Here is a 12,738-nt window from a genome sequence, read left to right as displayed (position 1 = left end):
AGACAATCCAATGATCTGGCGTGGCCCTATGGTTACCCAAGCCTTAGAGCAAATGTTACGCGATACACTTTGGCGTGGTGTTGATTACATGATCATCGATTTACCACCAGGAACAGGTGATACACAATTAACTCTATCACAAAAGATTCCTGTAAGTGGTTCTGTTGTTGTAACAACCCCTCAAGATATCGCTCTATTAGATGCTAGAAAAGGCTTAAAAATGTTTGAAAAAGTAAACATTCCAATTTTAGGTATTGTTGAAAATATGTCATTACACATCTGTTCTAAGTGTGGCCATGAAGAGGCTATCTTTGGTGTTGGTGGCGGTGAGTCAATGGCTCAAGAATCTGATGTAAACTTCCTTGGCGCCCTACCATTAGAAATGGATATTAGAACTGACGTTGACGAAGGTACACCAACAGTTGCTAAAGACCCAGATGGTAGAGTTGCAGAGATTTACAAAGAGATTGCAAGAAAAGTTAGTGCTAAACTTACGCAACAAGATCGTGCAATGAGTTCATTCCCAAGCATTACTATCGAGTAATTCATAATAGATCTAGTGTTGTTTACCTTGCTAGACCTATAAAGCTTCAAACAAAAAAAGCCCGCAAGGGCTTTTTTTTTTGTTTTAACTATTAATGTATGATTTTCCTATGATATCAATCTTAAGCGACTGATGGCGCTTCTCAACCTCCTAGATTCATGTTTATTAGCAAAACAATGTATGACATTATCAATTACGATCAAAGACGCAGATGGCAAAACTACTGAAATATCACTAGAACAGTAAGTCCGAAAGACCTTTCAATGAACTTTTTCTCAAGCGTTAATAACGAAAAAATTTCTACTATTTAAACTCACGTTAGGATTATTTTTAGACGAAAAAAAAGCCCTGTTAAGGCTTTTTTTCATCTAAGCTTCGGTTAGAAGCTTAATATCACTTGCTGCTAATTATTCTCAATTTCAGCTTCAAGAGACTTGTAACTCTTCACCTCTTCTTTCCATTCGCCAGTTGAATTAGTGAATGACTTGGAGAAATGGTTCATTTTTATTACCGGCATAATTGGCGCATCATGGCCTAACAAATCCTCAGCGACATGCTGAGATGCAGAGCGATAATTAAGTTTAACATCAATATTCAGTTTCTTAGAATTGTGTTTATTGGCAAAAACAAAGTTATGCTTGCTATGCCCCTTAGGTGGGATAGTTGTATCTCTAACAATGGCAGTAATAGCCCATGGATCATGGGTATCATTACCATCTTTATCCACAGCCCATGTTTTAAAGACAACTGTTTTCTCTTCATCAAAGTCATGATGAGAATCTAGCTTGCCTGTTTCAAACAACACATTACCTTCATCATCGGTAATAGTGGCTTCAATCCAAATATGACGAACTTGGGTAAGTGAAGTCGGTAGATTGTGGCCTGCACCCACATTATGAACATCAACATCTATCTCAAATAAATCATCTGATCTTTGATTTAAATCTACCTTAAGCTCTGTAGCATGTGCTAGGCGCTTTCTTGCAATGTCAGCATGCTGACGTTTACGCAGATTTTTAGGCTCCATAATCGCAGAGATAATGGCGTTACCACCCACAAATTCATGCAAATGCACGACGCTATGTTTTTCTGTGCCGAGTGTAGAAGCTTTGCCGTCTAATCGAGCTTTTTGATTCACAAACGTTTCAGGACGTTTGAGTGTTTTTGCAATCTGAATAGCCACTTCAACAGAATTCATATGGCAATCTTGACAAACAATCTCATTTTGCGCATAGGCAGAAGTACGCCATTCATCATACGTTCTTTCAACGCCAACTCCATTTTCAGGATGGATAATATTGTGACAACTTGCACACAAATTAGCTTTCGTGTGTAATTCAGAATATTGCGTTTCATGATAAGGCGATTTTGAATTCTTTAAAGGGCCATACTTAATATGCGTATCTACATCAATAATATGAGATCCGTTACCATGCTCAGAACTAACCGTATCAGCTAAAGGTACGGCACCTGAAATACTATGACACACATCACATGTGACACCTCGGGCAGCTTTCTCAGATACACTAAATTCATTAGTCTTTTTATCCCAACTAACTGTACCTGTCAGTACGCCAATTGGTGAATGGCAACCAGCACATAGATTGAAAATCTTTCCATCAGTAGCATTCAAACCTTTTTTAAACTCTGCTTGGAAAATTGGATCATTCCATGAGTTAGAGTGCATTGAACCTCTCCAGCCTTCATACTGCTTAGGGTGGCACCCTGCACAAGTTTCAGGATTTTCAAAGCTATCTAAGGTTGCATGGCTATTGTTTTTAGTACGCAACATAGATGGTGGAAATTGACGCTCTGGTGTTGGCTCAATATCATAGCCTGCTGCCTTAAGATTAACACCGACATTAATCGCATTTGAATTGCCAAAAGTCAATAAAAGCACTGTAATTGACAATAATTTTAGTAGATTTTTTCTCATTATTTTTTCTCCTCGAGAGTTGATACCAGGTAGCTTGAATAGTACGCAACTGCCTCAATCTGCTCATTACTCATAGTGTCAACAATTCTGCGCATGACTCTTTCATCATCATTCGTACGTGTTCTATTTTTGAACGCTTTAAGAGTTGCAATCAAATACTGCGGATGCTGATTGGCCAGGATGGGGATATTGAAATCAACTAATGCATCACCATTTTTTCCATGACACACAAAACAAGCAGCCTGGCCTGTTTCAGGATTGCCGTGATCGTATAGTTTCTTACCAAGTGTTAATAGCTTAGTTTTTTCTGCATCTGTTTTTAAATGAGTGATATTTTTAACAACAGGAGTTTTAACTTGGGACGCGTAAAAAGCACCAATATGATTAAGATCAGCATCGTTAATCCCTAGTGCAAATCTTGACATCGTGGCATTTTTTCTATCTGCAGATTTAAAATCTTTAATTTGTTTGGCAATGTAGCCTGCAGGCTGACCAGCAAGTGCAGGAAAATTTGGTACAAAACTATTGCCCGTTGGGCCATGACAGCCTATACACGCCATAGCTTTTATTTTTCCTACTTCCGCATCACCTTCTGTTGCTACAGACACGTTAACTAATAATGCTGTTACACTAAATAAACAGATTTTTTTTAAAAAGGTCACCCTAACTCCCACGTAATAATTACCAAAGCAGTTCATTGTAAAACATTGTTTTATTTAATTCAACTCTATCAGTTTTTACTAATATATTTTAAACTGAACCTTAGTTTATGAAAAAAATATTGGCAGTGAGCCTGTCATTATGATGGAAAATCATTAAACTAGATATATCTTAATTAGAGTTTTCGTGCATGGACTATTTTCAACAATTTAAAGGCCGTTTTTTAGGCATTATGCAATTGGATGATTGCGACACTCTACTGCAAACACTTATTAACAATCCTGATAATTGGTATGTGTACGACACACTTGAGTCCATGCCTAGTGCTACGATTTCTGCTGACGAATTTACTAAAACAATAACCGGTATCAAAGCTATTATTGATGAACACCATGACGAAAGGTATTGTGGCATTGTGTATGTTGATGATTTAAAAAACCCATCTTTTGTTAAGATCTTTCACCCTAATAATTTAGGCAAAACTTGTGGCAGTAGTGAGAATCCACCGATGCCTCAGTGGTTGATCTCTAAAGAAAAGCCAATGGATGTGGTTGCTGAATTTGGCCCCAAAGAAGCGCCTGAAGGTTTTGTCTCTAAGTACTTAAAATTTTAGTGATTTTCACTAACTTGATTAATTGTGTACTTAGGAATCTCTACAACTAAATCTGTCTCACCAATAACTGACTGACAAGACAAGCGTGAATCTGGGTCTAAACCCCAAGCTTTATCCAACATATCATCCTCTGTTTCATCAGACTCGGGTAGTGAATCAAAGCCTTCACGCACATAAATATGACAAGTTGTGCATGCATTTGACATTTCACAAGCATGTTCAATTTCTACATCGTTTGCCAACATAACATTGCAAACGGTTTCGCCAGCTGGTGCATCGATAACAACGCCTTCTGGGCATAATTCATAGTGAGGTAAGATGATAATTTGTGGCATGTTATTTTCCTAATTGTTCAGTGGGTTAAAATTCATCGACATTATGACCTTGCATGGCTTTCATTACTGTTGCATTCATTCGCATTTCTACAAATTTTCCGCAGACCTGCTCTAGGTTGTCTATTTTATTTTTAATAGTTTTTTCTTTTTTGTCATGAGCTACAGCCTCTAATTCAGCCTTAGCATTCAATATATCTTTAAGCATTTTCTCATCAAGCATTGCTTGATCTTTATCAAGCGCAGATTCAATAGCCTCGATTGTTCTACTTGCCTCTACTTGCATTTCGTGTAGCTGTCTTGCCTCGATATCTGATTTGGCAAATAAAATAGAGTCTTTAAGCATCTGTTCCATTTGTCCATCAGTTAATCCGTATGATGGCTTAATAACAACCTCAGCCTTAATGCCAGAGGTCTGTTCTGTTGCACTCACAGACAACAAGCCATCTGCATCTACTTGGAACTCAACTCTAATACGAGCATTACCAGCAACCATTGGCGGAATGCCTGTTAAATCAAATCGACCTAAAGAGCGACAATCTTGTACTAATTCTCGCTCACCTTGAAGCACATGAATACTCATGGCTGTTTGACCATCTTTAAAGGTTGTAAACTCTTGGGCACGTGTAATTGGAATGGTTGTGTTTCGATGAACGACTTTTTCTACTAGGCCACCCATTGTCTCTAAACCTAAAGAAAGTGGTAACACGTCTAATAACAGCATGTCATCTGCTGATTTATTACCAGCCAATACATTTGCCTGAATGGCAGCACCTTTGGCCACTACTTCATCCGGATTAATCGAACACAATACTGGTTTGTTAAATAACTCGCCGACCATGGTGCGCACCAAAGGCATACGTGTTGAACCACCAACCATAATAATATCTTTAACTTCTTCCAATGACACATCGGCATCGCGCAATGCACGCTTACATAACAATAAGGTGCGTTTAATTAATTTCTCAGATAATTGGTCAAATACTTGTTTAGTGATTTTATAAGGAGTTTCTATGCAGTCAAACTCTGCATAATCATTTGTGGTTAGCGTTTCTTTTGCGGTACGGGCAAATTGTTTAATTTTTTGCATTTGGGTAGGTGTAAGTTCGCTAATACCCATTTTTTCAATACAGTCATCGATGATAAGTTGGTCAAAATCATCGCCTCCTAAAGTTGAATCGCCACCAGTTGCTAAGACCTTAAAAACACCCTGACTAAAACTTAGAATAGAAATATCAAACGTGCCACCACCAAGATCATAAATTGCATGAACACCCTCTTCACCAGACTCTAAACCATAAGCAACGGCCGCTGCTGTTGGCTCATTCAGTAAACGTAATGTATTAAGCCCTGCAAGCGTTGCTGCATCTTTCGTAGCCTGGCGTTGTGCATCGTTAAAATATGCTGGCACTGTAATAACAGCACCAACCAAATCTCCATCCAATGATTCTTCAGCTCTTTGTTTTAATACAGATAGAATGGTACTTGAAATTTCAACGGCGGATAAATCACCCATAGCCGTATGAAATAACACATTGTTACCATTTTCAACCAACTGATAAGGGCAATTCTTGAATGTTTTAACCTCTTTATATCCAAGCCCCATAAAGCGTTTGACAGAAACAATAGTGTTAGTTGGATCGGTTTTGGCATAAGGACAAGCGTCGCAACCAACTGTTAATTTATTATCTTTGCCACAATGCACAACAGAGGGCAAAATAGATTCATTATTTTTGTCAGTAAGAACAACGCTCTGGCCACTCTTAACTGACGCCACCAATGAATTAGTTGTGCCTAGGTCAATACCTATGGCTAATTTATGTTGGTGTGGTGCACTGGACTGTCCAGGCTCAGATATTTGTAATAATGCCATACTTTATATCCATTCATCCATTAGTCGCTTTGCCTGAAGATTTAGCTGTTCATAAAACTTCAACTCTCTCACTAGATTCTTAATTTCATCTGCATTTTGAGTTGAATCAAACACGGCACTAATAGCATTAATATTTTTCTTAATCTTGTTAGACACTTGCTCAATAAAGTCATCTAACTCTAACTCATCTTTACTGGCCTCAATGGCTTCTAATGATTCTCTTAATGCTATTTGTGACATTAAAAAGTCAATGTCCATTTGCGTATCTTTTTCATCAAAAGCGTTAACACCATCCAATTCTAAAAGATAAGTTGCTCGTAATAAAGCGGACTTTAATGTGTCATAGGCTGTGTTAACCAATGAGGTATTTTGTAGGGCAAAATTTTTCTCTTTATCACTACCAGCTGCAAATTTATCAGGATGAAACTTAGCCATCTGCTGTTGATAAGCAGATTCAAGCTTAGTTAAATCAACGTTAAAACTCGGCGTTAACGAAAATAACTCGAAATAGTTTTGCATAGATCTTGGTGAGTTATACGATTAGTTATACAGTGAAAGACTCGCCACAGCCACATTCGGCTTTAGCATTAGGATTGTTAAATTCAAAACCTTCGTTTAAGCCTTCTTTAACGTAATCAACTTCGGTGCCATCAAGATAAATCAAGCTTTTTCCATCGATAATCACTTGCACGCCATTGTCTTCAAACAAGGTATCGTCATCATTTGCGCTATCAACAAACTCCATGTTGTAACCCAAGCCTGAACAACCGGTAGTTTGCACACTAAGGCGTATACCAATACCAGAGCCACGATTAGCTAAAAAATCAACAACACGCTTGGCAGCAGTGTCTGTTAAAGTTATTGCCATTGTAAATTAGGCTTTACTTTTAATATCGCTAATAGCAGCCTTAATTGCATCTTCTGCAAGAACAGAACAATGCACTTTAACGGGTGGTAATGCTAATTCTTCAGCAATATCAGTATTCTTGATTTCTGCCGCTTCATCTAACGTTTTACCCTTAACCCATTCTGTTAATAATGAGCTAGATGCAATGGCAGAGCCACAGCCGTAAGTCTTAAATTTAGCCTCTTCGATAATACCGTTGTCGTCAACCTGGATTTGCAAACGCATTACATCGCCACAAGCAGGTGCACCCACCATACCGGTACCTACATTTTTCGCATCTTTGTCTAATACACCAACGTTACGTGGATTTTCATAGTGATCCATTACCTTTTCGCCGTATGCCATGTTTTTTCTCCTTTGTGTTTTATTTGGTTAGTGTAATCTTTTTAATAGCCACTAACCCTTGTATATTTTAAGTAATTTAGTGCGCTGCCCACTCAATTTTGCTAATATCAATGCCATCTTTAAACATATCCCAAAGTGGTGACAAGTCACGTAATTTTTGTACTTTATCACGCACTAAGTCAATCGCCTTATCTACATCTGCTTCAGTTGTGTAACGTCCAATCGTAAATCTAATAGATGAATGCGCTAATTCGTCTGATAGGCCTAATGCTCGCAACACGTACGAAGGTTCAAGACTAGCTGATGTACACGCAGAACCAGAAGATACTGCAATGTCATTAATTGCCATCATTAGTGATTCACCTTCAACGTAGTTAAAACTAATATTTAAGTTGCCTGGAATACGAGCATCCATATCACCATTAATTACCACCTCTTCCATGCCATCAAAACCAGCTAGCAAGCGATCACGTAGATTTCCAATTCTTACATTTTCTTCAGCCATTTCAGCATTAGCAATGGCAAAAGCCTCGCCCATACCAACGATTTGGTGTGTTGCCAATGTGCCAGAACGCATACCGCGTTCATGACCACCACCGTGCATTTGCGCTTCAAGGCGAACTCTTGGCTTACGTTGTACATATAAAGCACCCATACCTTTTGGGCCGTAAATTTTATGCGCTGAAAAACTCATTAAATCAACAGGCAATTCACTTAAATTAATAGCTACTTTACCAGCAGATTGTGCTGCATCCACGTGGAAGAAAACTTTATTTTCACGACATAAATTACCAATTGCTTCAATATCTTGAATCACACCAATCTCATTGTTTACATGCATGATTGATACTAAAATTGTATCCTCACGCATTGCTGCTTTCAATACATTAATATCTAGCAAACCGTTTGCCATTGGATCAAGGTAATCTACTTCATAGCCTTCACGCTCTAATTGACGGCAGGTATCAAGTACTGCTTTATGCTCTGTTTTAAGAGTGATAATATGCTTGCCTTTTTTATGATAAAAATGAGCAATACCCTTGATAGCCAAGTTATTTGATTCTGTTGCACCAGATGTCCAAACAATTTCTTTTGAATTAGCGCCAATTAAGTCTGCAACTTGTTGACGAGCCTTTTTTACTGCATCGTCTGCTTGCCATCCATAATAATGAGAGTTTGAAGCTGGATTTCCAAAATCACCATCCATCGTTAAGTATTGCATCATTTTTTCTGCAACACGCTTATCGACTGGTGTTGTTGCTGAATAATCCATATAGGTAGGAGTTGACATAGTTTTATATTCCTTTATTTAAGTTGTGATCGTCAATAACCATTTGTAAGGTTTTGCCATTTAAGAAAGTTCTAATTTGTTCGCTAACTTCGCACCATAACTGGTGTGAAATACACTGACGCCCATTGTGACAGGCTCTCATACCTTTACAACGACGTAAGTCAATATTTTCATCAACTGCTTCAATAATTTGAGTCAGGTTGATATCTTTCGCCTCTGCATCTAATAAATATCCGCCGCCAGGGCCGCGTACACTCTTTACTAGTTCTGCACGGCGCAACTTAGCAAAAAGCTGCTCTAAATAAGACAAAGATATATTTTGTCTTTGAGAAATAATATCCAAGGTAATAGGTTTTCCCGTATCGTTTGATGCTAAATCAAGCATCGCCGTTACTGCATAGCGACCTTTTGTAGTCAATTGCATATTAATCCTTTATTAAATTAACGAATGCTAATTATACGCTTAACCAAGTTTTTTAGTCAAGTAAAAAACCTTTAACCGTCTATGGTTATTTGCTCTCGATTTCTAAATCATTCACTGAGCTGTCTTTTTTATCGGCTATATTAAGTTCTTTAGAGACCTTGTGCAGTTGTGAATCAACGTCATGTAAGTGCTGCAAAATTGAATTAATCGCTTTAACGGTTGGATCATCAGCATCACTACCAACTGCATAAGAATCAAAGTGTTCAGACTTTACCGTTTTTTCTTTAAGCACTCTGCCTGGAACACCTACAACCGTTTTTTCTGCTTCAATGGATTTAACCACGACAGAATTTGATCCGACTCTAACATTGTCACCCAAGGTAATCGGTCCAAGAATTTTAGCACCTGCGCCAATCACAACGTTGTTGCCCAATGTCGGATGACGCTTACCCTTTTGCCAAGTAGTGCCACCCAGTGTCACGCCATGATACAAAGTGACGTCGTCACCAATTTCAGCGGTTTCACCAATTACTACACCCATGCCATGGTCAATAAAAAACCGTCTGCCAATAGTGGCACCAGGATGAATTTCAATACCTGTAAACCAACGAGATAGCATAGCAATGAATCGAGCTAGCCATTTAAGCTTTAACAACCATAAGCGGTGAGTTAAACGATAGAATAACATGGCTTGTACACCTGAGTAGCAGGTAATAATTTCGAATGTATTTCTAGCGGCTGGGTCGCGATCAAAAACGCTTTGAATGTCTTCTATAATTCTCATGGTTAAATTATATCATAATTGACTAATAGACTCACTTAGGCAAATCATCCTGTCAATAAAATTAGCTCGAATAATTGATTACAGACTTAAAACGCTTATAGTTCCATAAATACTGCTCCGGATGAGTTTCAACCAATGATTCAATCTCTTGATTCATCATTTGCACATCATCGGCTATATCGCCAGATTCAGATAGAACATCTACAGACTTATAATTTAGCTCGTAACCCTGCCCATTTGGCAATCTATACGCCCAAGACAACACCACTTTTGCATTATTTTTTCTTGCAAGTCTCACTAGTAAGGTCATGGTTCTGGCATTAGTATTAAAAAAAGGTGATAACACGCCGCCTTCTTCGCCAGGATCTTGATCTGGCAATATGCCAATTAATTGCTTATTATTAATGGCACGCTGAATTTTTATCACACCTTTCTTATCAGCAGAAGCCATGGTTAAATCGCCCTGTTCTCTGCTGGCTAATAACAATTTATTTTGCTCTTGATTGGCTAATTTTTTATATAAAAAGACACTAGGCCTTTGCAAAGAAGACATTCTAGCAACCATTTCCCAACAGCCAAAATGAGGCACCAGTAGAATTGTAGGCTGATCAGTGTGTAATAGTTCAGCACCTATCGTTTTAGTCACATGCTTGGCATTATTAGAAAAACTTCTAAGCCAAACAAATCCCATTTCACTCAACCCCTTTCCAGTTTCAATCAAGCAATTTTTAATAAGATTTTGCTGCTCAATTCTGTCCAATTGAGGAAAACAGGTTGTAATATTTTTACTCACTACTTTCTTGGATTCACTATTACTAAAATTCAAATAATGCCCAATCATTGAACCGATAGAATGGTTTAACCTTAATGGCATAATCGCAAAAAATTGCAATATAAGCTTAATCATTAACTTCATCCAACATAGGCTTCATAGCGCTCAGTAAATTTTTATATAAATTTGGTGTGCGCTGCTCTTCTGTAAGCAGCCATTGCTTAAAATGATCCCGCTCTGTAGGCATGGTAAAACATGCTGGACACGAATCCGCGATAACGGGCAGTTTAGTTGTTTTTGCAAAATCAACTAGTTGGCGCTCACGTACATAGACCATTGGGCGAATAATACGAAGATCTTTAGCATCGTTAATATAATGTGCTTTCATGGTTTGAATTTTGCCATTATGGCACATGCTCATCATTAAACTTTCAGCTAGGTCATCCAGATGCTGTCCTAAAGCTAAGACATTGTATCCCTCGCGCCGCGCCACTTGATACATTAACCCGCGCTTAATACGTGCGCAAAATGAACAATAGGAATCACCTTTCATACTTTCTTTAGCTTGCTCCAAAATAGGAAACTCTTCAAAAAAATAAGGCGTGTCAAATTTTTTAAAGAAGCTGTCTAACGCTTGCGGTTCAAACCCTTCAACCTGAGGATCAATGGTTACTATCCCTAAATCAAAATGAATCGGTGCATGGCGCTGAAAATGTCTGAGGAGATGAAACAAACTCAAGGAATCTTTGCCACCAGAAACAGCTAACAATATCTTGTCACCCTCTTTAATCATGCTGAAGTCATTAATAGCACGCCCTACTGGCTTAATCAATAACTTTGGTAATACTACTCTTGGTATAACCATTGCTGTTGTTGTTTTAGAGTGTTATCATCAAGCTCGGTGTTTAAGCTTAACTTGCAAAACGTTGGTGTTGTTTTACCAATCACGACTGGAATCTCTAATAATAATTCATCACGCAAAACGCCAATTTTGATCACTTCTCCTAGATCAAATTTATTGATCTCAGCAATCAAGGCTTTATCCTTTAACTGCTGATAGTTAACACTGACAATTTTATCACCTACATATAGTCCGGCACGTTGTGCAGTGGTATCTGCAAATACTTGAATAATTTGGCTATAGCCACCCTGAGTTTTAATTGTCAAACCAAAATCTGATAAATCTTCAGAATAGCTAACAAACTCGCAGTTAACCCCAACATAGGCAAAGCTTTGCTGCAGTGGCAGCTCTTTTACACCATATAAGTAATCATCAAAGAAGGCTGTTAAATCATCATCAATCAATTCATTCACAATTAACTGAATGGTGTTATTTTCCAGGCCAGTATCTTGATAATTATCCCATGCATGACGTAAAACATCATCTAATGACTTTGTATCCTGGGTTTGTTTTCTGATTTCAATATCCAGAACAAAAGCTAATAAAGCGCCCTTGGTGTAATAACTAACAATCGCATTAGCTGCATTTTCATCTTGCTGATAAAATTTAGTCCAAGTCTCATAGCTAGACTCTGCTAATGATTGAGTTAATCGACCTTTAGATTTTTGCACTCGAGTGATAGTTTGCGCAAATAAATCAAGGTATTGCTCAGGGGTTAATAGTTTGGTTCTGAGTAACGACAGCTCATCATAATACGAGGTAAAACCTTCAAAAATCCATAACTGCTCTGTGTAATTTTCACGACACAAATCTAATTGATGAAAACTAGCTGGCTTGATTTTTTTAACCCACCATGAATGAAAATACTCATGCGAACAAAGCGCTAGAAATCGAGTATAGTCTTTATTAATTAACTCCATGCCTATAACAGGCAACTCTTTTCTTGAGCAAATTAAGCTAGTGGAATTTTTATGCTCTAGGCCGCCATAACCATTGGTTTTAACTAGGGTTAAAAACAAATAATCATTAAAAGGTATGTCGTTGTTAAAAAAACCAATATGATGCTGACAAATAGTTTTAAGATCTTGCTTTAAACGAGCAATATCTGCCTTGTGCATGCCGGTAATAGCCATCTGGTGCTCAACCCCTTGCACGTCAAAATCAAACAAAGTGAAGTCAGCCATTTCCACAGGATGATCAATCAGATCTTGATAATTATTGGCTGAAAAAGTTAATGCTGAGATTTCCTTAAGTCCAGTAGCACATGACCAATCGCCCAAAGTTTGAGATGCATCTGCAGGTGCAACTCTTAACTCACAAGAGACTTCTTCAAAGCCCAAAGGCAGTAGAAATACA

Annotated in this window: 15 protein-coding genes; 2 read left to right on the top strand and 13 right to left on the bottom strand. The window is 38.0% G+C overall.

The window, feature by feature from the left end:
• Positions 1–544: P-loop NTPase (locus P8M52_RS05215; RefSeq protein ID WP_300308327.1), on the top strand; the 544-nt coding region annotated here is incomplete at its 5' end.
• Positions 545–947: 403 nt separating this feature from the next.
• Here P8M52_RS05215 and P8M52_RS05210 read toward each other — a convergent pair.
• Both P8M52_RS05210 and P8M52_RS05205 read right to left on the bottom strand, forming a co-directional pair.
• A complete protein-coding gene (locus tag P8M52_RS05210; RefSeq protein WP_300308324.1) occupies positions 948–2,480 on the bottom strand; it encodes a cytochrome c family protein in 1,533 nt (510 codons plus the stop codon).
• Entirely contained in the window at positions 2,480–3,088 is a 609-nt protein-coding gene (locus tag P8M52_RS05205; protein WP_300308321.1) for a c-type cytochrome, read from the bottom strand. Before P8M52_RS05205 ends, P8M52_RS05210 begins: the two co-directional genes overlap by 1 nt.
• Positions 3,089–3,330: 242 nt before the next feature.
• Between P8M52_RS05205 and P8M52_RS05200 the strand changes: the two genes are divergently transcribed.
• Positions 3,331–3,753 (top strand): hypothetical protein, encoded by a 423-nt coding sequence (locus P8M52_RS05200; protein ID WP_300308318.1) that lies wholly within the window; start codon positions 3,331–3,333, stop codon positions 3,751–3,753.
• On the opposite strand, the gene fdx is transcribed toward P8M52_RS05200, so the two are convergent.
• The 11 genes from fdx to P8M52_RS05145 form a co-directional block, all read right to left on the bottom strand.
• Positions 3,750–4,088 carry an ISC system 2Fe-2S type ferredoxin gene (fdx, locus tag P8M52_RS05195; protein WP_300308315.1) on the bottom strand — a complete coding sequence of 113 codons (339 nt, stop codon included), beginning with the start codon at positions 4,086–4,088 and terminating at the stop codon, positions 3,750–3,752. The two genes, P8M52_RS05200 and fdx, sit on opposite strands and share 4 nt — an antisense overlap.
• A 25-nt stretch (positions 4,089–4,113) precedes the next feature.
• Positions 4,114–5,958 (bottom strand): Fe-S protein assembly chaperone HscA, encoded by a 1,845-nt coding sequence (gene hscA / locus P8M52_RS05190; protein WP_300308311.1) that lies wholly within the window; start codon positions 5,956–5,958, stop codon positions 4,114–4,116.
• 3 nt (positions 5,959–5,961) lie between these two features.
• Positions 5,962–6,477: a Fe-S protein assembly co-chaperone HscB gene (gene hscB / locus P8M52_RS05185; protein WP_300308308.1), complete on the bottom strand. Its 516-nt coding sequence runs from the start codon at positions 6,475–6,477 to the stop codon at positions 5,962–5,964.
• A 25-nt stretch (positions 6,478–6,502) separates the two neighbouring features.
• Positions 6,503–6,826 (bottom strand): iron-sulfur cluster assembly protein IscA, encoded by a 324-nt coding sequence (gene iscA, locus P8M52_RS05180; protein ID WP_300308305.1) that lies wholly within the window; start codon positions 6,824–6,826, stop codon positions 6,503–6,505.
• A gap of 6 nt (positions 6,827–6,832) precedes the next feature.
• Positions 6,833–7,210 (bottom strand): Fe-S cluster assembly scaffold IscU, encoded by a 378-nt coding sequence (gene iscU, locus P8M52_RS05175; protein WP_300308302.1) that lies wholly within the window; start codon positions 7,208–7,210, stop codon positions 6,833–6,835.
• 76 nt (positions 7,211–7,286) lie between these two features.
• Positions 7,287–8,501 carry an IscS subfamily cysteine desulfurase gene (locus P8M52_RS05170; protein ID WP_300308299.1) on the bottom strand — a complete coding sequence of 405 codons (1,215 nt, stop codon included), beginning with the start codon at positions 8,499–8,501 and terminating at the stop codon, positions 7,287–7,289.
• Between the two features lie 4 nt (positions 8,502–8,505).
• Positions 8,506–8,925, bottom strand: coding sequence for an Rrf2 family transcriptional regulator (locus tag P8M52_RS05165; RefSeq protein ID WP_300308296.1), 420 nt, complete (start codon positions 8,923–8,925; stop codon positions 8,506–8,508).
• 85 nt (positions 8,926–9,010) lie between these two features.
• Positions 9,011–9,709, bottom strand: coding sequence for a serine O-acetyltransferase (gene cysE, locus P8M52_RS05160; protein ID WP_300308293.1), 699 nt, complete (start codon positions 9,707–9,709; stop codon positions 9,011–9,013).
• 61 nt (positions 9,710–9,770) lie between these two features.
• A complete protein-coding gene (locus P8M52_RS05155) occupies positions 9,771–10,616 on the bottom strand; it encodes a lysophospholipid acyltransferase family protein (RefSeq protein ID WP_300308290.1) in 846 nt (281 codons plus the stop codon).
• Positions 10,609–11,346 carry a tRNA 2-thiocytidine biosynthesis TtcA family protein gene (locus tag P8M52_RS05150; protein WP_300308288.1) on the bottom strand — a complete coding sequence of 246 codons (738 nt, stop codon included), beginning with the start codon at positions 11,344–11,346 and terminating at the stop codon, positions 10,609–10,611. The genes P8M52_RS05155 and P8M52_RS05150 overlap by 8 nt, the downstream gene beginning before the upstream one ends.
• The coding region (locus P8M52_RS05145) for a peptidase M61 (RefSeq protein ID WP_300308285.1) at positions 11,328–12,738 on the bottom strand (1,411 nt) is incomplete at its 5' end. The genes P8M52_RS05145 and P8M52_RS05150, both read right to left, overlap by 19 nt.

The sequence above is a fragment of the Candidatus Thioglobus sp. genome, from assembly GCF_029243085.1.
In the GTDB taxonomy this organism is placed as follows: Bacteria; Pseudomonadota; Gammaproteobacteria; order PS1; family Pseudothioglobaceae; genus Thioglobus_A.
This window is presented reverse-complemented; position numbering and strand designations above follow the sequence as displayed.